General features: G+C 66.8%; 20 protein-coding genes. 13 read left to right on the top strand and 7 right to left on the bottom strand.

The features are described 5' to 3' along the window. Positions 1-16: 16 nt before the first annotated feature. The gene (locus M1247_RS31605; protein ID WP_317160379.1) at positions 17-592 is read right to left on the bottom strand and encodes a hypothetical protein; all 576 of its coding nucleotides are present in this window, start codon (positions 590-592) and stop codon (positions 17-19) included. An 82-nt stretch (positions 593-674) separates the two neighbouring features. Here M1247_RS31605 and M1247_RS31600 point away from each other — a divergent pair, with 82 nt between their 5' ends. Genes M1247_RS31600 through M1247_RS31585 form a run of 4 tightly spaced genes read left to right on the top strand, consistent with a single transcriptional unit; the run spans position 675 to position 4,734 of the window. Next, positions 675-1,970, top strand: a complete 1,296-nt coding sequence (locus M1247_RS31600; protein ID WP_317160378.1) for an adenylosuccinate synthase — start codon at positions 675-677, stop codon at positions 1,968-1,970. Continuing rightward, on the top strand, positions 1,967-2,575 hold the full coding sequence (locus tag M1247_RS31595) for a PaaI family thioesterase (protein WP_317160377.1): 609 nt from the start codon (positions 1,967-1,969) through the stop codon (positions 2,573-2,575). Before M1247_RS31600 ends, M1247_RS31595 begins: the two co-directional genes overlap by 4 nt. Before the next feature lie 19 nt (positions 2,576-2,594). Then, a complete protein-coding gene (locus tag M1247_RS31590) occupies positions 2,595-3,251 on the top strand; it encodes a hypothetical protein (RefSeq protein ID WP_317160376.1) in 657 nt (218 codons plus the stop codon). Positions 3,252-3,303: 52 nt separating this feature from the next. Beyond that, entirely contained in the window at positions 3,304-4,734 is a 1,431-nt protein-coding gene (locus tag M1247_RS31585) for an HNH endonuclease signature motif containing protein (RefSeq protein WP_317160375.1), read from the top strand. A 16-nt stretch (positions 4,735-4,750) separates the two neighbouring features. Here M1247_RS31585 and M1247_RS31580 read toward each other — a convergent pair whose 3' ends face one another. From M1247_RS31580 to M1247_RS31560, 5 genes are read right to left on the bottom strand one after another with little or no spacing between them, the layout of a single operon-like run. Further along, positions 4,751-4,945, bottom strand: a complete 195-nt coding sequence (locus M1247_RS31580; protein ID WP_317160374.1) for a ferredoxin — start codon at positions 4,943-4,945, stop codon at positions 4,751-4,753. A 5-nt stretch (positions 4,946-4,950) separates the two neighbouring features. After that, a complete protein-coding gene (locus M1247_RS31575; RefSeq protein ID WP_317160373.1) occupies positions 4,951-6,156 on the bottom strand; it encodes a cytochrome P450 in 1,206 nt (401 codons plus the stop codon). 9 nt (positions 6,157-6,165) lie between these two features. Continuing rightward, a complete protein-coding gene (locus tag M1247_RS31570; RefSeq protein WP_317160504.1) occupies positions 6,166-6,963 on the bottom strand; it encodes an alpha/beta fold hydrolase in 798 nt (265 codons plus the stop codon). Between the two features lie 16 nt (positions 6,964-6,979). Continuing rightward, the gene (locus M1247_RS31565) at positions 6,980-8,962 is read right to left on the bottom strand and encodes an MMPL family transporter (protein WP_317160372.1); all 1,983 of its coding nucleotides are present in this window, start codon (positions 8,960-8,962) and stop codon (positions 6,980-6,982) included. Next, entirely contained in the window at positions 8,955-10,547 is a 1,593-nt protein-coding gene (locus M1247_RS31560; RefSeq protein WP_317160371.1) for a Na+/H+ antiporter, read from the bottom strand. Before M1247_RS31560 ends, M1247_RS31565 begins: the two co-directional genes overlap by 8 nt. Positions 10,548-10,590: 43 nt before the next feature. On the opposite strand from M1247_RS31560, the gene M1247_RS31555 reads away from it, so the two are divergent. The 9 genes from M1247_RS31555 to M1247_RS31515 all read left to right on the top strand — a co-directional run bounded on the left by M1247_RS31555 (position 10,591) and on the right by M1247_RS31515 (position 18,367). Continuing rightward, complete coding sequence (locus M1247_RS31555; protein ID WP_317160370.1) at positions 10,591-10,893, top strand: UBP-type zinc finger domain-containing protein; 303 nt, start codon at positions 10,591-10,593, stop codon at positions 10,891-10,893. Positions 10,894-10,917: 24 nt separating this feature from the next. Further along, positions 10,918-12,243, top strand: a complete 1,326-nt coding sequence (gene purT / locus M1247_RS31550; RefSeq protein ID WP_317160369.1) for a formate-dependent phosphoribosylglycinamide formyltransferase — start codon at positions 10,918-10,920, stop codon at positions 12,241-12,243. Positions 12,244-12,246: 3 nt separating this feature from the next. After that, positions 12,247-12,696 (top strand): Rv0361 family membrane protein, encoded by a 450-nt coding sequence (locus M1247_RS31545; RefSeq protein WP_317160368.1) that lies wholly within the window; start codon positions 12,247-12,249, stop codon positions 12,694-12,696. Beyond that, the gene (locus M1247_RS31540; RefSeq protein ID WP_317160367.1) at positions 12,693-13,106 is read left to right on the top strand and encodes a rhodanese-like domain-containing protein; all 414 of its coding nucleotides are present in this window, start codon (positions 12,693-12,695) and stop codon (positions 13,104-13,106) included. The genes M1247_RS31545 and M1247_RS31540 overlap by 4 nt, the downstream gene beginning before the upstream one ends. A 19-nt stretch (positions 13,107-13,125) precedes the next feature. Beyond that, positions 13,126-14,346, top strand: a complete 1,221-nt coding sequence (locus M1247_RS31535) for an O-succinylhomoserine sulfhydrylase (protein WP_317160366.1) — start codon at positions 13,126-13,128, stop codon at positions 14,344-14,346. A gap of 3 nt (positions 14,347-14,349) precedes the next feature. Beyond that, on the top strand, positions 14,350-14,760 hold the full coding sequence (locus M1247_RS31530; protein ID WP_317160365.1) for a hypothetical protein: 411 nt from the start codon (positions 14,350-14,352) through the stop codon (positions 14,758-14,760). 12 nt (positions 14,761-14,772) lie between these two features. After that, on the top strand, positions 14,773-15,702 hold the full coding sequence (locus M1247_RS31525; RefSeq protein WP_317160364.1) for a LysR family transcriptional regulator: 930 nt from the start codon (positions 14,773-14,775) through the stop codon (positions 15,700-15,702). Positions 15,703-15,807: 105 nt separating this feature from the next. Beyond that, a complete protein-coding gene (locus M1247_RS31520) occupies positions 15,808-17,325 on the top strand; it encodes an APC family permease (protein WP_317160363.1) in 1,518 nt (505 codons plus the stop codon). Positions 17,326-17,347: 22 nt separating this feature from the next. Next, positions 17,348-18,367 carry an aminotransferase class IV gene (locus M1247_RS31515; RefSeq protein ID WP_317160362.1) on the top strand — a complete coding sequence of 340 codons (1,020 nt, stop codon included), beginning with the start codon at positions 17,348-17,350 and terminating at the stop codon, positions 18,365-18,367. On the opposite strand, the gene M1247_RS31510 is transcribed toward M1247_RS31515, so the two are convergent. Then, on the bottom strand, positions 18,364-18,957 hold the full coding sequence (locus M1247_RS31510) for a TetR/AcrR family transcriptional regulator (protein ID WP_317160361.1): 594 nt from the start codon (positions 18,955-18,957) through the stop codon (positions 18,364-18,366). The genes M1247_RS31515 and M1247_RS31510 overlap by 4 nt on opposite strands. Positions 18,958-18,976: the final 19 nt, after the last annotated feature.

The raw sequence follows: 18,976 nt of genomic DNA, 5'->3' as shown, positions 1-18,976 counted from the left end.
AAACCAGCTCCGCAGATCAGCCGACGCGCAGCCAGCCTTCGGTGTGCCGATAGAACGTCGACCGCCGCACCGGCCGCGCCGTGGCCACCCCGTCGCGCGTCACCGCGGCGCGGGGAGTGCCCAGTTGGGCGGCGCGCCCGGTCGCCCAACCGCGTGGCCGACCGCGGTCGGTGAGGACGGTGGCACGCAGCCCCGGCATGTTCAGCGTGGGCTCCACGCGCACGCCCGGCACCTCGCCGTCGAACAGCACGTGATCGTCGATGACGGCCTCGCCGTGCAGCGCGTCGCCGTCGCAACCTCGCCATTCGGCCGACGAGACGATCACCGTCCCGGTTTCGTCGCGGATCAACGGCACCCGCTGCGCCGCGGCGCCCAGTGCGCGCCGCGCAGACCAGCCGGTGGTGGCGTGGGCGACCTCGACGTCGAGCCGGTCGGCCCGCAGCAACGCGGTCAGCACCGCGGCCAGATCGGCCACAGGCCCCGTCACCACCACCCGGCGCTGGTCGGGGACCTCATCGAGGCCGACCACGGGCAGTCCGCGCAGTGGGCGCGCCACCCGCTGCCCACCGAACACCACGACGCGTGCGGACAATGTGTGCTCCTCGCGTGGGCTGGGATAAGGTGGCCTACCGGCTGCACCACTTTAGGTGCGGAGACAGGCGGGAGATTACGCCATGCCGGCAATCGTGCTCATCGGCGCCCAATGGGGCGATGAGGGCAAAGGTAAGGCCACCGATCTACTCGGTGGCCGCGTGCAGTGGGTCGTTCGCTACCAGGGCGGTAACAACGCGGGACATACCGTCGTGTTGCCGACCGGGGAGAACTTCGCACTGCACCTCATACCCTCGGGCATCCTGACGCCCGGTGTCACCAACGTCATCGGCAACGGTGTGGTGGTCGATCCCGGCGTGCTGCTCACCGAGCTCAAGGGGCTCGAAGAGCGCGGGGTGGACACCTCGGCCCTGCTGATCTCCGCCGACGCGCATCTGCTGATGCCGTATCACGTCGCGATCGACAAGGTCGTCGAGCGGTACGCAGGCAGCAAGAAGATCGGCACCACCGGCCGCGGCATCGGGCCCTGCTATCAGGACAAGATCGCCCGTATCGGGATCCGGGTCGCCGATGTGCTCGACGAGGCGCAGTTGGCCGAAAAGGTTGAAGCCGCACTGGAATTCAAAAACCAGGTGCTGGTCAAGATCTACAACCGCAAGGCGCTGGAAGTGGGCGAGGTGGTGGAGAACCTGCTCGCCCAGGCCGAGGGTTTCAAGCACCGCATCGCCGATGCCCGGCTGCTGCTGAACACGGCGCTGGAGGCCGGGGAGACCGTGCTGCTGGAGGGCTCGCAGGGCACCCTGCTCGACGTCGACCACGGCACCTATCCGTTCGTGACATCGTCGAACCCCACCGCAGGCGGCGCCTCGGTCGGCTCCGGAATCGGACCCACCCGGATCACCACCGTGCTGGGAATTCTCAAGGCCTACACCACCCGCGTCGGCTCCGGACCGTTCCCCACCGAACTGTTCGACGAACACGGGGCTTACCTGGCCAAGACCGGCGGCGAGGTCGGGGTCACCACGGGCCGGGCCAGGCGCTGCGGCTGGTTCGACGCCGTCATCGCCCGCTACGCCACGCGCGTCAACGGGATCACCGACTACTTCCTGACCAAGCTCGACGTGCTCTCCAGCCTGGAGACCGTGCCCGTGTGCGTCGGATACCGCGTGGACGGCAAACGCACCGACGACATGCCGATGACGCAGTCCGACATCGCCCGCGCCGAGCCGATCTACGAGGAGCTACCGGGCTGGTGGGAGGACATCTCCACCGCGCGCGAGTTCGACGATCTGCCCGCCAAGGCGCGTGACTATGTGATGCGTCTGGAAGAGCTTGCGGGAGCACATGTTTCCTGCATCGGCGTCGGTCCGGGCCGGGATCAGACGATTGTGCGGCGTGACGTGCTGGCCCCAAGGTGACCGACGAACAGCACGGGGGATTCCCGGTATTCGAGGCAGCGGACCCGGGTCCCGGATTCGCCCGCTTCCTCACCGCGATGCGCCGCGCCCAGGATCTGGCAGTGTCGGCGGACCCGGACAGTGACACCTGGGACGAGGCGGCCGACCGGGTCGAGGAACTCGTCAAACTGCTCGACCCGTACGAGGCGGGCGAAGGGGTAGGCCCGGCCAACCGGGTGCCGAGCCTGCCGGGCGCGGGCAGCCTGCTGATGCCGCCGTGGACGATGTCGAAATTTGAGCCCGACGGCGTCGAACTGCATGTGCAGTTCAGCCGTTTCCATGTGGGCGGTAACTACGCGGTGCACGGCGGAGTCCTGCCGTTGCTGTTCGATTCGGTGTTCGGCATGGTCATCCACGCCGCGGGCCGGCCGATCAGCCGCACCGCATTCCTGCATGTCGAGTACCGCAAGGTGACTCCGATCGACACCGTGCTGACCGCGCGCGGCTGGGTGCGGGAAACCGAGGGCCGCAAGGCCTTCGTGAATGCCGAGCTCCGCGATTCGGATGAGAATCTGCTGGCCGAGGCCAACGGCCTGATGATCAGATTGCTTCCCGGACAACCCTGAGGCGTGTCACGATGGCGCGGTGGTCCAACCGCACCTGCACCGCCTGTCGACGCCGCGTGCCGCGGCTTTCGCCGGTGTCCTGTTCGCGCTGTTGTTCGGTACGGCGTTGTTTCTGATTCATTCTGCGCTGCCGGAGGGGGCTGAACCGGGGTCCCAGTGGCTCAGTGCTGGAAGCGCCAAACTCAAAGTTGCCGCGATCCTCATGCCGTTCGCGGGCATTTGCTTCCTGTGGTTCATGGGCGTGGTGCGCGACGGTCTCGGGCGCTATGAGGACAAGTTCTTCTCGTCGGTGTTCATCGGCAGCGGGTTGCTGTTTCTGGCGATGATGTTCGTCGCTTCGGGTGTGGGTGCCGGTCTGGAACGTAGCGGTGCCCTCATGCATTCGGACGTGGCGACGTTCGGGCAGATGTTGTTGTTGACCATCTCCAAGACCTATGCGCTGCGAATGGCGGCGGTGTTCATGATCTCGTTGGCCACGATCTGGCTCAAGACCGGCCTGATGCCGCGGTGGCTGGTCGGGGTGACCTACCTTGTCGCAGTGCTGTTGCTGTTGGGCAGCGATGTCACCATGTGGCTGACGCTGGTGTTCCCGTGCTGGGTTCTGGTGGTCAGCCTGCTGCTGCTGGCCCGTGCCGGGGTGATCGACCTGCCGGGCGATCGAGCGGATTCCGAATAGCTCAGGATCGAAACCGCCCCGCGTGTCAGTGGGGCGTGGCATAATCGAACACGTGTTCGAAGACGATTCCGATGCGGGGCTGATCGACAGGATCAGTGCCGCGGCGCGTGCGGAATCGGCGGCGATCGCGGGCCGGTTGGCCGCGACCGGGGCGTTGGACACTCGCCGGGAACTCGAACTGGCGGAGACGATCTTCTGGACCACCGATCCGTTCGAGGCGGTGGCCGCCGAGGTGTCGGCGGCGTTACGGATCAGCAGGGGCCGGGCCGGGACTCAGATTCACCACGCCCGTGTGCTGCGGGACAAGCTGCCCTTGGTTGCGGCACGGTTCGCCGCTGGGGATATCGACTATCGGGTGGTGTGCACGATCATTGCCCGCACCGGGATCGTGGATGGGGTGGTCTGGCCTGCGCTGGATGCGGAGTTGGCCCGCCGGGCCCACTCCTGGATGCGGTTGTCGGAGCCCAAACTGCGGGACCGGGTGGATCAGTGGATCGCCAAACTGGATCCGAATGGCGTACGGGTGCCGCCCAGTGTGGATGCGGAGCGGTTCGTTCAGGTCGAGCCGAGCAGCCCTGGTATGACGTCGCTGTGGGCCAACGTCCACGCCGCCGATGGCGCCGCGTTCCATCAGCGCCTCGATGCCCTGGCGAACACGGTGTGTGAGAACGATCCGCGGACTCATGAGCAGCGCCGCGCGGATGCCTTGGGTCCGTTGGCCCGGCTGGAAGCCCAGTTGCCTTGCCTGTGTGGCTTACCGGACTGCCCCGCAGCGCAGAAGCGTGCAGCGGCGAACGCCGCGGTGATTCACATCCTTGCCGATCAGGCCACCCTCGACGGCGCCTCGGATGATCCGGGGTATCTACCCGGTCATGGGATCCTGCCTGCCCAGAGCGTGCGGGACCTCACGGCTACAGCCAAACTCAAGCCACTGCCGGTACCCGCCGAACCGAATGAACCCGGCGAACCGGGCTACCGGCCCTCGGTGGCGCTTTCGGAGTTCATTCGATGGCGGGATCTCACGTGCCGGTTCCCTGGCTGTGACGCCCCTGTCCAGGTGTCGGACATTGACCACACCGTGCCGTATCCGCACGGCCCGACGCATCCGTCGAACGGCAAGCTCTACTGCCGGTCCCATCACTTGGTGAAGACCTTTTGTGTCGGCTGGACGGATCGTCAATTGCCGGATGGCACAGTGGAATTCACCGCACCTACCGGACACGTCTACGTCACAGAACCCCACGGCGCCGGTATGTTCCCCACGCTGGCGACCCCGACCGGAGAACTGAACCTCTCCGAACCGCCGGCCGGGGGCCCGAATCGCGGCGCGATGATGCCGACCCGCCGCCAAACCCGCGAGCAGGACCGACGCGACCGCATCATCGCCGAACGGCGGTTACGCAGCGAACTCAACACCGACATCGCAATCGAACGCCAATACCAAGCCTGGCTCGCCGACAACTACGAACCGCCACCATTCTGAATGGTGCTGCGCGACTTCATTCCCCGGTGAGCTTCAACGCCGATGCGGGGCACAGCTTGACGGCTTGGCGCGCCTGGTCGATCTGATCGTCGGGAACCTCGTCGACAAGGACTTCGACGACACCGTCCTCGTCCTGGTCGAAGATGACGTCGGAGGTCATCACGCAGTTCCCCGATGCGATGCAGGCGTCGTGATCCGCTTCTACTTTCATGGCCGTCACCACGTTACCGCCAATGATTTGAGCCCGTAGATGAAGTGAAAAGACCGGTATTGCACTGCTTCGAAGGGTTCCGCGAGCGTCAGGGATGGGAACCGGCGCAGCAATGCCGGGAACGCGATACGCATCTCCATCCGGGCCAGCGGGGCGCCCAGGCAGTGGTGCACACCGTGGCCGAAGGCCAGATGTCCCGGGGCGCCGCGGCGGATGTCGAGGACGTCGGGCTGCTCGACGAAATTCGGGTCGCGGTTGCCCGCGGGCAGTGAGGCGAATACCAATTCACCGGCCGGGATCGTGACCCCGGCGATCTCGACGTCGGTGGTGGTGATCCGCGGGATCGCGTTCTGCACGATCGACAGCCAGCGCAGCAGCTCCTCGATGGCGGGGCCGACGGCATCCGGGTCGTCGCGCACCGCGGCGAGCTGATCGGGATGCCGAAGCAGCGCCAGGGCGCCAAGGCCCAGCATGTTCGACGTGGTCTCATGCCCGGCCAACAGCAGCAGCCCGGCAACTCCGACCAGTTCGTCGTCGGTCAACTCGTCGCCGTGTTCGCGCACCAGCATGCCCAGGATGTCCTCACCCGCGTCAAGACGCGCCCGCTTGACGAGCCCGAGCATGTAGTCACGGCCCTGCCGTTGCAGTGCAATCCTTTCCGCCATCGGCGACGACAGATCGAGTTGGCGTGCCGAGCGCTGCTGGAAGTCGTCACGGTCCTCATACGGCACCCCGAGCAGTTCGCAGATCACCAGCGACGGGATGGGAAGCGCGAAGTCGGCCACCAGGTCGGCGGGCGGGCCTGCCGAGGCCATCGCGTCGAGGTGCGCGTCGACGATCTCGACGATGCGCGGCTCCAGCCGTTTGATGCGGCGAATGGTGAATTCCGGCGTCAGCATCCGGCGCAGCCGCTGATGTTCGGGCGGATCGAGGCCCAGCAGGTTGCCGGCCCGAGCGCTGGACTGTTCCTCCTGGGTGATCTCCGGGGCGCCGGGGAAGATGTACCCGGGCGGGCGGCTGTTGGAGAACCGCTCGTGATCGGAGAGCACGGTTTTCACGTCATCGTGGCGGGTGACGAGATACACCTGCATGCCGAAAGCGTTGACGACGGTGCGCACACCCTCGGTCTCGCGGATCTCCCGCAGTTCCGGGGTGGGGTCGAAAGTGTTGCGCCGCATGTGCAGCGGCGGCAGCGTGGTGGCCCCTGTCATGCCTCGACGCTACCCGCGTGCGAAGAACTCCCTGATCAACGTGTTGACGAGGGTTGGATTCTCCAATGCGGCCAGATGCGCGACGCCATCGGCCACCGCAATTTCGGCGGCCGGGATGGCGTCGGCCATGGCGATCGTCTCGGCGAGCGGGAACGTCGCGTCCTCGGCACCCGCGACCACCAGCACCGGTGTCCGAATCCGGGACAGCAGGGCGCGCTGATCCGGCCGCTGTGGCACCACGCTCGTCACGGCCCAGGTGCTGGATGCCACGTCGACACGTCGGGCCGCGTCCCGGACGAACGCCACCACCTCGGGCCGGCTGCGAAATGTGGTCGGCCCCAGAAAAGCCTTGAGCACCTCCCGGGTGAGCGGCCCCCGGATGCCGCCGAGCAGTTTGGCCGCGCGCAACAACAGTCCGTATTCGAGGCGTTGCCGTCGACCGGCCGCCGAGGCGGTGCAGTTCATCAGTACCGCCCGATTGATGCGCTCGGGATGCAGCGCGGCAAAGGTGCCGCCGATCATGCCGCCCCACGAATTGCCGACGAAGTGCGCGCGGGCAATGTCCAGACCATCGAGGATGTCGGCGACGCATTGCGCACAATCGGCGAAACTGAATGCTGCGGTGAGTTTTTCACTGCCACCGTGGCCGGGTGGGTCGATCAGGACCACTTGGTGGTCGCGGCCGAACTCCTGCGCCTGTCCGGCCCACATGCCGCCGGTCATCAACAGGCTGGGCCAGAACAGCACGGGCGGCCCGTCACCGCTGACCTGAACCCGGAGCTGGCCCAGCGTGGTCGGCAGTGTCATCTCCACGGTGGTCACGCTAGCGCTCAGCCTGCAGTCCCGGCCACCAGATCCGCGGCCCGATCAACGTGAACAGCGCGGGGATGATCACCGTGCGCACGACGAAGGTGTCGAGCAGAATGCCCAACCCGACGATGATGCCCAGTTGGGTCAGCACGATCAGGGGCAGCACGCCGAGCACGCAGAACACCGCAGCCAACACGATGCCTGCGCTCGTGATGACCGCACCGGTGGCAGAGACCGCCCGGACGATGCCAGCCCGGTTGCCGTACCCGGGCGTCTCCTCCCGGGCCCGGGTCACCAGGAAGATGGTGTAGTCCACGCCCAGTGCCACGAGGAACAGGAACGCGAACAGCGGAGTGCTGTTGTCGAGTGCGGGAAACCCGAACAGGTGCACACTGGCCCAGCCACCCAGCCCCAGCGCGGCCAATGCGCTGAGCACCGTGACCGCCACCAGCACGAGCGGCGCCAACGCCGATCGCAGCAGCAGGTACAGCACCGCGAGGACCACCGCCAAGATCGCCGGGATCACCACGACACGGTCGCGTTGCGCTGCAGCGGCGGCGTCGCGTGCCTGGGCATCCGAGCCGCCGACCACGGCATCAGGGTCGGCCGCATGCACCGAGTCACGCAGGGCGTCAATGGTTCTGAATGCCTCCGCCGAAGCCGGTGAGGCTTTCAACACCACTGACCACTGGGTCAGCCCGGTCTCGGACCGACCCGCCGGGGCAACGCTCACCACACCGGGGGTGTCGCTGATCGCGCGCCCCACGGCGGCAGCCTCGCCGGTCGCCGCGATGACCCGGGTGGGATCGGTCAGACCACTGGGGAAGTGAGCGGCCAGGGTCTCGTAGCCGGTCACCGATTCGGCCCGCACCCGGAACTGTTCGGTCTGCGACAGCCCGATCGGTGTGGCGAGCAATCCGGTGCACAGCACCGCCAGACCACCGATCGCCACCGCCGCGACGCGGCCGGGCCGGCGAGCCACCGAGTCGGCGATGCGGTGCCAGATGCCACTGTCGGTGAGGGCTTTCGCGCCGGTCTGCGGGATGAACGGCCAGAACAGTCGCTTGCCGCACAGGGCCAGCAACGGCGGCAACACCACGAGCACGAAGATCGCGGCGACCACCAGGCCGGAGGCGGCCTGCACCCCGAGGCTGCGGTTACTCGGCGCCGACGCGAACAGCAGGGTCAGCAGCGCGAGCACCACGGTGGCGTTACTGGCCAGGATCGCCGGTGCCGCCGCCCGCACGGCCACCCGCAGGGCGGTGCGGTGATCTGCATGCTGACCCAATTCCTCGCGATACCGCGAAATCAACAGCAGCGCATAGTTTGTGCCCGCGCCGAACACCAGCACGCTGGTGATCCCGGACGTGGACCCGTCGGGGCTCAATCCCAGGCCCGAGGCCACGGCGGTGCCCACTACCGCACCGACCCGGTCGGCGAACGCGATCACCAGCAGCGGAACCAGCCACAACACCGGTGAGCGGTACGTGACGATCAGCAGCAGCGCCACCACCGTCGCGGTGACCGCCAGTAGCGTGATATTGGCCCCGGCAAAGGAATTCGCGATATCGGCGCCGAATGCGGGGCCGCCGGTGACCTCGGCCCGCAGGTCGTCGCCCAACCCGTCGCTGATGGTTGCGCGCACGTCGCGCACGGCGTCGTTGAGGGCGAATCCGGACATGTCAGCTGCCAACGGCACGGTGACCACCGCGGCTCTGCGGTCATCGGACACCAGCACGGGTGCTCCCGCCGCCGCCGTCGCGTCGATATCCGCCGGGGTCAGTTCACCCTGATCGACCCGGGTGACCACCACGATCGCCGGCACGCGGTCCCCGCCGGGAAACTCACTGCGCAACTTGTCAGCCCGCACCGATTCCGAACCGGCCGGCACCGCCACCGGTGACTGCGAACCCGCGTCGCTACCGCTCAGCAGTCCCAACAGTGCGCCAGAGACCAGCACGACGAGGACAGCCAGCCACGACAAGCGTTTAATCACGGTTCAGCGTCGCCTCTTCCAGGTCGAGCCCATGGAGTACCGTCCGCAGCACTTCGTCGTCGATGTGCCCGGCATCGCGCTCGGCGATGAACGTTTCCCGCTCGGCTGCAAGCATTTCCAAGCGCATCCGCCGAAAGGCGGCAGTCGGGCTCTCCCCGATGTCGGCATCGTCGCGGCCCAACCGTTCCCAGGCGGCGTTGCGGCGCCGGGTGTTCCAGGCCCGCAGTACCTCGGCGGCGCGGTCGGGCACGTCGGCATCGGCGGGCTGTTCGGCGAGCAGTTGGTCCAGCCGCTCGGCGGCCGCCCTGGCCGCCTTGTCCTGGGCTGCGGCCGTCGCGATTGCATCGCTGTGGGCCTCGTTGCCCTGTGCGTCGAGCACCCGGATGAACCACGGCAGCGTCAGCCCGTGCAAGAGCAGGGTGCCGACGACCACGACGAACGTGAGGAACACCAGTTGTGGCCTGCCGGGGAACGGTTCGCCGGACAGTGTCGTTGCCGGCACGGCGAAGGCCGCCGCGAGCGACACCACACCGCGCATTCCGGCCCACGCGAGGATGAACACCTGGCCGCGCGCGGGTGCGGGTTCGCGCGCGCGTAACCGCTTGGACATCAGCCACGGCAGGTAGACGAACGCGTATACCCAGATGATCCGCACACCGATCACCGCGATGAGCACCGCTGCCGACGAGCTTGCGAGCGTGGCCGCCGAGATCCCGGTGAGTTCTTGGACCACCTCCGGCAGTTGCAGCCCGATCAACAGGAAGGCGAACGATTCCAGCACCAGCTGCAGGGCCTTCCATACCGCCTTGTCCTGCAGTCGGGTGGCATAGCTGGCCTGAGCCTCACGCTGACCCAGCAGCAGCGCCGCCACCACGACCGCGATCACCCCGGAGCCGTGCACCTCCTCGGCCAGCAGGTAGATGAAGAACGGCGCCACCAGCCCGACGGCACTCTCCACCAGCGGATCGTCGAGCCGCGATCGGATGTAGTGCACGATCATGCCGATCACGGCGCCGACCACCACACCGCCGACCGCGGCCAGCGCGAATGTGCCGAACCCGCTGCCCCAGGTGGACGCCGTGCCGATGGCCGCGGCAAGGGCCACCTTGTACGCGGTCAGCGCGGTCGCGTCGTTGAGCAGGCTCTCCCCGCCCAGCAGCGTCATGGTGCGACGCGGCAGGCCCAGCCTGCGACCGACGGCGGTTGCCGACACCGCGTCGGGTGGCGCCACGATCGCGCCGAGCGTCAGCGCCGCGGCGATCGTCAACTCCGGCACGGTGTGGAAGGCCACCAATCCGACCACGAACGTCGTGGCCAGTGGCAGCCCGACCGCGAGCAGCCCGATCGGGCGGATGTTGCGGCGCAGCGCGACGTAACTGCTCTCCAGCCCGGCCGACCACAGCAACGGCGGCAGGATCACGAACAGCACCAGCTCAGGCTCGAGGTGAACACCGCCGAACCCGGGGATTGCGCTGCCTGCCAGACCGGCGACCACCAGCGCCAGCGGCGCGGACACGTCGAACCGGCGGGCCACGGCGGCCAACAGCACCGATGCCACCAGGGCCGCCAACAGTGATGCACCCACGTCCCGTGACCTCCTCCGCGTGCCGTACCTATCCTTGATCAACATGTTGAGGAGATCACGTCGGCGCGAGCAGAGCTCGACACCTCGATCCTGTGAGCACCTCCGTGCTGACGTCGCCGAGCCGCAACCGCTCACCCCGGGGCGATGCCAGGAATGCGCGGAACTCGGCGAGAGTAGCTGGGCGCACCTGCGGATGTGCATGACGTGCGGTCACGTGGGCTGCTGCGACTCCAGCGCCCTCCAACATGCCACCAGGCACTTCGAGCTCAGTGGTCACCCCGTCATGCGCTCTGCCGAACCCGAGGAGAGTTGGCGTTGGTGCTATATCGACCATCGCGTCGGATGACGATCTGGCAGGCTTGGGGACGCGATGAGTGAATCGATTGAGGATGCCCGGCCGGATGACCCTGCGGAGATGCCGGCGGACGATGCCATAGCCGCCGATGACGAATCCGAACCGGACCCTGCGCCGGAACCGGAACCGGAACCGACGCAGGACAGTGAGCCGGCGGATTCCCGCGAGGCCGTGCTGTTGCTCGGCTCCGGGGAACTGAGCCGCGAGCTCGCGCTCGCGTTCCAGCGCCTCGGTGCCGCCGTCGTGGCGGTCGACCGGTATTACGCGCCGGCGCACCGCGTCGCGGACCGCTCCGCGGTGATCCAGATGAACGACGCCGACGAACTCGCCGCACTCATCGAGCGGGAGAATCCGCAGTACGTGGTCTCCGAATCCGGGGTCATCGCGGCCGACGCGCTTATCGAGGTGGCCGAACGCGGCGACACCGAGGTACTGCCCACACCGCGGGCCATCCGGATCAGCCAGGACCGCGAAGGCCTGCGCCGGCTGGCATCCGATGAACTTGGCCTGCCGACGGTGCCGTTCTGGTTCGCCGGGTCGGTCGAGGAACTGACGGCGGTGGCAGGCCACGCCGGGTACCCGCTGTTGGTCAAGCCCGTCGTGGGTGAGCTGCGGGAGGGGCAGTCGGTCCTCCTGCGGGCCGACGACGTCGAGCCGGCCTGGGAGCGGGCGGTCACCGCGGGCCGCGTCCCGCACAACCGGGTGCTGGCCGAATCCGTGGTCGAAGTGGACCACCAGATCACCCTGCTGGCTATCCGCACCACCGGGCCGGCCGGGCCCAATGTGCAGTTCTGCGAGCCGATCGGCCACCGGCATGCCGGTGGCGACGTGCTGGAGTCCTGGCAGCCGCAACATCTGCCGCCCACTGCGTTGGACGCCGCCAAATCGATCGCCGCTCGCATCGTCAACTCGCTGGGCGGGCGCGGCGTGTTCGGTGTCGAACTGCTGGTGGCCGGTGACGACGTGTACTTCTCCGATGTCCGGGTCCGGCCGCATGACAGCGGTCTGGTCACGCTGCGCTCACAACGGCTTTCGGAGTTCGAATTGCACGCCAGGGCGATCCTCGGCCTGGACGTGGACACCATCATGATTTCGCCTGCGGCGGCCGAAGTCACCTACAGCGGCGGGGACACCGAGGCGGGCGACGGCGTGAAGCCCAACGTCAAGGCCGTGCTGGCCGAGGCGCTCGCCACCTCCGAGAGTGATGTTCGGCTGTTCGGTGGCCCGGACGAATCCGACAGCCGACGGCGGCTCGGGGTGGCCATGGCCACCGCACCGGATGTGATCGTGGCCCGCGACCGGGCCCGCCGCGTCGGCGCCGCGCTGCGCAAGCTCTGGTAGACGATGACTGACGACCCGGGGCCGGACCGGCCCACCTTCGCGCCGTTCCTTGCCGCGCTGGTCATCATTGTGCTCGTGGTGATCGGCATTGCGCTGGCCAACCTGTTCGGCGGTGACGGCCTGTCCGAGGAGCAGCGGGTGGGCCGCGCCGCGGTCGGCCAGAACGACGCCATTCAGCGCGAGAACTACGTCGAGTTCAGCGACTACACCTGCGCCGGCGACCGTGGTACCGAGGCCGAGTTCATTGCCGGCCAACGGGATTCGGTGGCCAGGCAGGGTGCCCGCTACGTCGACGACGTGACCGGTGTGCGGATCGACGGCGATCGGGCGACGGGCACCGTCGTCTACCACTTCGACAAGGCGCCCGACACTCCGGTCAATGTCGAGACCACCTTTGCGCGGGAGGACGGCGCATGGCGGGTCTGTGCCGGTGTGAAAGACTCACGACCGTGAGTTATGCAGGTGATATCACGCCTGAGGAGGCCTGGAAACTTCTGAGTGAAGACCCCGAGGCCGTGCTGGTGGACTGTCGCACCGACGCGGAATGGCGTTTTGTCGGGGTGCCCGACCTGACGTCACTGCAGCGTGACGTGGTCTACATCGAGTGGAGCCGCACCGACGGTAGTCATAACGATGCGTTTGTCGACGACCTCGTAGCAGCAGGCGTGCGGCCGGCGGACCGCCCGGTGGTGTTCCTGTGCCGCTCCGGCAACAGATCCATCGGCGCCGCCGAAGCCGCGACCGCGGCCGGTATCGCGCCGTCGTACAACGTGCTCGACGGTTTCGAAGGCAATCTCGACGAGAGCAGGCACCGTGGCCACACCGGCTGGAAGGCGGTCGGGCTGCCATGGGTACAGAGTTGATCAGAGCTGAGGTGCAGTCATGAGTTCGCCTGAAGTCCCTTCGGTTCGCGTCCCCGCCGAGCTGCCTGCCGGCGTCAGCCAGGCCACCATCGGTGTGCGCGGTGGCCTGTTGCGATCGGGCTTCGAGGAAACCGCCGAGGCGATGTACCTGACCTCGGGCTATGTCTACGAGACCGCTGAAGCCGCGGAGCAGTCATTCACCGGCGAAATCGACCGGTTCGTCTACTCCCGGTACGGCAATCCGACGATCTCGATGTTCGAGGAGCGGCTGCGGCTCATCGAAGACGCGCCTGCGTGTTTTGCCACCGCCACCGGCATGGCCGCGGTGTTCACCGCGCTCGGGGCGCTGCTCGGGGCCGGCGACCGGTTGGTAGCCGCGCGCAGCCTGTTCGGGTCGTGCTTCGTGGTGTGTAACGAGATCCTGCCGCGCTGGGGTGTCGAGACCGTGTTCGTCGACGGCGAAGACCTCGCGCAGTGGGAGGAGGCGCTTTCGGTGCCGACCACGGCGGTGTTCTTCGAGACCCCGTCCAACCCCATGCAGTCACTGGTCGACATTGCCGCCGTATCCGAGCTCGCGCACGCAGCCGGTGCAAAAGTGGTGTTGGACAACGTCTTCGCCACCCCGCTGCTGCAGCAGGGCATGCCGCTCGGAGCGGATGTCGTGGTGTATTCGGGCACCAAGCACATCGACGGACAGGGTCGGGTGCTGGGCGGGGCCATCCTGGGCGACCAGGAATACATCGACGGCCCGGTGCAGAAGCTGATGCGGCACACCGGGCCGGCGATCAGTGCCTTCAATGCCTGGATCCTGCTCAAAGGCCTTGAGACCCTTGCCGTTCGGGTGGACTACGCGAACCGGTCGGCGCAGCGTGTCGCGGAGTTCCTGGAGGGTCATTCCTCGGTGCGCTGGGTGCGTTACCCGTTCCTGGAATCTCATCCGCAACACGACCTGGCCAAGCGGCAGATGCGGGGCGGCGGCACCGTCGTGACCTTCGAACTGGATGCCGCCGATGGGAAGGCGCGCGCCTTCGAGGTGCTCGACAAGCTGCGTTTGATCGACATCTCCAACAATCTGGGCGATACCAAGTCCCTGGTCACCCACCCGGCCACCACCACCCACCGGGCAATGGGGCCGGAGGGCCGCGCGGCCATCGGGCTCGGCGACGGCGTGGTGCGCGTCTCGATCGGACTGGAATCCACCGAGGACCTGATCGCGGACCTGGACAAGGCGCTGGGCTAGCACGTGTCCCGCCAGAGCGCCGCGAAAAAGGCCCGCCGCAAGAAGCGGCAGGTCGCCCAGGACTCACGCTGGATCCCCGAGGAGGTCGTTGAGCAGCTGTCGGAGATCCAGGACGCCGTGGTCGCCGACCTGGCCGAGTTCGACGAGCGAATCACAGAGCGCGGCTGGACATTTGACGAGGAAGAGTCCAACGACGACTACGCGGTGTGGTTCTACGAGCCGTCCGGAGCCGAGGTGGACGACGGTCTGCCGGTGACCTCGCTGTGGCTGGATGCGGCCGAGGACGGTGAAGTGGTTCACGTGGCATTCGTCGGCACGGTCACAGCGCACAACTTCACCCACGACGAGCTGCTCGAGCATCTCGACGCCATCGAGGGTTATCGACTGGGTGATCCTCTCCTGGAGTTCGGTTAGAGTCCCGCAGGCATGGCCGAGGTAACGCTGCGTCAGCTGCGGTACTTCGCCGTCCTGGGTGAAGAACTGAACTACCGCAGGGCGGCGGCGCGCCTGTTCATCACCCAGCCTGCGCTGTCGACATCCATCAAGCAGCTGGAGCAGGCCTTCGGGGTGTTGCTGCTCAACCGCAACACCCGTGAAGTGGCACTGACAGACCTCGGTGCGGCCTGGCTGCCCCAGGTGCAGCAGGCGTTGAGCGGTGTCGATGCGGTGGTCGAGAACCTGGTCACCCTCTCGGGGACCCGGCAGGGCCGGCTGCGGTTCGGCTATCTGATCGGAACCGGTGCCGACCTGCTGTTCCGGATCGTGCGCCGCTTCGAGGACGCCTATCCCGACGTCAGCGTCGAGCCGATCGAGTTCGACTTCGCCGACCCGACGGCCGGACTGGCGGGCGGCAGCACCGAGGTCGCGTTGATCCGTCCCCCGGTCGATCTGCCCGAACACCGGATGCTGATCCTGGACTCCGAATCGTGGGTGGCCTGCCTGCCGCGCGATCATCGCCTGGCCGGGCGCCGGGAACTCGAGATCGGCGAGTTGCTCGACGACCCGATCGTGTGCGCGCCCCTGACTGCCGGTCCGTGGCGGGATTACTGGCTGGCGATGGATGTCCGTGGGCACCGGCCACCGAACATCGCGGCGGTTGCGGCGACCTACGAGGCCGAGACGACGGCGATCGCGCGCGGACTCGGCATCAGCTTCACCACGGCGTCGGTGTCACGGTTCTACGACCGGCCCGGCATCGTCTACGTGCCCATCGTGGACCGGCCTCGCAGCCACGTCGCGCTGGCGTGGCATCCGGGCGCGCTGAGCCCGCAGGCGGATGCGTTGATCAAGCTTGTTCAGCAGCAATGGAGTTTTGGCGACGGTGAGGAAAGTGTGGCGCCCGCCACCCAGCACTGATAATCCAGGGTTATCAGTACATCAAAAGAGGGAACTTCCGGTGACGGGCCGGTGGCGCTTTCCTTACATCAAGCGTTTCCTGAGTTCGCCTGACCTGGAGAGATCATGACCGACGCCTTAGATGCCCCGGCCTCACCCACTCATTCGGCCAAACCGGATCCGACGTTGGGCGCCGAGGACGCCAAGCTCGCCGAATTGGGCTACACGCAAAAGCTCGACCGTTCGGTCGGCACGCTGGCGTCCTTCGCCATCGGGTTCGCCACCATCAGTGCCACCACGGCGGTGTTCACCGGCTTCGGCGCCGGCTATTTCACCGCAGGCGCCCCGTTCGTGTGGACACTGCTGCTGGCGGGCGCGGTGTTCGCGCTGTGGACGTTCATCGCCGCCGACCTCACGGCCAAGTTGCCGCTGGCGGGTTACTCCTACCAGTGGATCAGCCGCATCAACGGCCCCGACCTGGCCTGGTTCACCGGCTTCATCGCACTGATGGGCTGGGTGTGCGGGATGACCGGCGTGGGCTTCATTCTGTCCGGCTACCTCGGCGGACTGTTCGGCTGGAGCATGACGCAGAGCACCCAGATCCTGCTTGCCATCGCCGTGGTGTTCGTCTGCGTGCTGATCAACATCTACGGCGTCCGGTTCGCGACGATGGTCAACAACATCGGCGTCAGCCTGGAACTCGTCATCACCGTCGGCGCCACCGCGTTGATCGCGATCATCGCCTTCTCCGCACCGGAGAACCACCAGCCGATCTCGGTGCTGTTCACCGGGGGAGAAACGGGAGACAAGGATTCCTACCTGCTGGCCTGGCTGGCCGCCGCGCTGGGACCGTTCTTCGGGTTGATCGGTGTCGAATCCGGCGCCGACGTGGCCGAGGAGACAAAGGACGCCCGCCGCGTCGTGCCCAGGACGATGTTCTACGCGTTGGTCACCTCGATCGTCATCGAGCTGGCGATGTACATCGTCTATGTGCTGGCGATCAAAGATGTTGCCGCCGTGGAGGCCAACAGTGCCGCGCCGATCGAGGAGATCATCACTCAGCAGGCCGGACCCCTCGTCACCAAGATCGTCGTCGCGATCGCGCTGACCAACATCCTGGCCTGCCTGCTGGCCAACATCCTGGTCGCCACCCGGCTCGCCTACTCGATGGCCCGAGACAACATGCTGCCGTTCTCCCACCTGTGGCGCCATGTGTCACCGACCCGCAAGACGCCGACCTTCGCGGTGATCGGATTGGGTTGCCTGTCAACGCTTCTGCTGCTGTCCGCCCTGGTCAACGAGAAGGCCTTCAACTACATCATCGGGATCGCCTCGCTGCTGTTCTTCTTCGTCTACATCCTGCAGACCATCGGTCTCCTGGTCGGATACCGCAGGGGAACCATCCCGACAGGCGAACCCGGCACCTTCGATCTGGGCCGTTGGCGGCTTCCGCTCTACCTCACCGCGCTGGTGGTGTTCCTCGGTGTCGCCGTCACCCTGCTGTTCCTGCCCCAGTTCACCAACAACAAGTGGGTCTTCCTCGGGGTCGTCGTGATCGCGGCGCTCTGGTGGACGACCGGGCTGAAGTCACGTCTGCGCCGCGGTGAGGCCGGCGCCCAATACGTCAAGACCAACAACCTCTGATATGGATACGAAGGAAAACGCCATGACTGCAACAGATCTCGGTACCAGTAACCTCGTCGCCGTCGAGCCCGGTGCTGCCATCCGTGAGGACACCCCGGCGGGCTCGGTGATCCAGTACAGCGACTACGAATTGGACACCTCCAGCCCGTTCGCCGGGGGAGTGGCCTGGATCGAGGGCGAGTATCTGCCGGCCGAGGACGCCAAGATCTCGATCTTCGACACCGGATTCGGCCACTCCGACGTGACCTACACCGTCGCGCATGTGTGGCACGGCAACATCTTCCGGCTCGGTGATCACCTGGACCGACTGCTGGACGGGGCGGCCAAACTGCGCCTGGACGCCGGGATGAGCAAGGACGAACTGGCCGATACCACCAAACGCTGTGTGGCGATGTCACAGCTGCGGGAGTCGTTCGTGAACCTGACCATCACCCGCGGCTACGGAAAACGCAAGGGCGAGAAAGACTTGTCCAAGTTGACCCACCAGGTGTACATCTACGCGATTCCCTACCTGTGGGCCTTCCCGCCGGCCGAGCAGATCTTCGGCACCACCGCGATCGTGCCGCGCCACGTGCGCCGTGCCGGGCGTAACACCGTCGATCCGACCATCAAGAACTACCAGTGGGGCGATCTCACCGCGGCCAGCTTCGAGGCCAAGGACCGTGGTGCGCGCACCGCGATCCTGCTGGACTCCGACAACTGTGTCGCTGAGGGGCCCGGCTTCAACGTCGTCGTCGTCAAGGACGGCAAATTGGCATCCCCGTCACGAAATGCCTTGCCCGGCATCACCCGTAAGACCGTGTACGAGCTCGCGGACGCGATGGGCATCGAAGCGACCCTGCGTGATGTCACCAGTCACGAGCTCTACGACGCCGACGAGTTGATGGCCGTCACCACCGCAGGCGGCGTCACCCCGATCAACACGCTGGACGGTGAGGCCATCGGCAACGGTGCTCCCGGACCGCTGACCGTGAAGATCCGCGACCGGTTCTGGGCGCTGATGGATGAGCCGTCGCCGTTGATCGAGGCGATCGACTACTAGGCGGCGAACGTCGCGATGTGATCGATCACGGTGTGCAGCGCGGTCTTCAGCGGTCGGCCGTCACGCATCGCCTTGGCGAGCAGCAGTGCGCCCTGCAGGGTGGCCAACAACGTCGTGGCCAGCTCGTCGACGTCGGCGGCCTCGACGAGCTCGCCACGTTCGCGCATGTCGACCAGCCCGTCGCGGATCGCGTCCTGCCACCGTTGGTAACCGGTGGCGACGGCTTCTCTTGCCGCGCTGTCAATTTCGGAAAGCTCGCTGGCCAGCGATCCCAGCGGGCATCCGCCGCGGAAGTCGTTGGCACGCTGGATATCCACAATGGCATCAGCCCAGTTGCGCAGTGCATCAACGGAATCCAGTCGGGCCAGCATGGGCACCTGGAAGCCGAGGATCGCTTCGGTCTGGTAGCCGATGACGGCACGGGTCAGCGAGGCCTTGTCGCCGAAGTAGTGGTAGAGCTGCGAGGCGCTGACGCCGGCCGCCACCTGGACGTCCTCGGTGGTGGTTGCGGCGACTCCGCGCTGGTGCATCAGGGTGGCCGCGGTGGCCACGACGCGATCCCGGGTGGCCTGGCCCTTCCGGGTAAGCATCAGCCGAGTTTAACAATTT

This window comes from Mycobacterium appelbergii (assembly GCF_032883035.1).
GTDB classification, from domain to species: Bacteria; Actinomycetota; Actinomycetes; order Mycobacteriales; family Mycobacteriaceae; genus Mycobacterium; species Mycobacterium appelbergii.
Note: the sequence above shows the minus strand (reverse complement) of the source record. Positions and strands in the feature narration are given on the sequence as shown.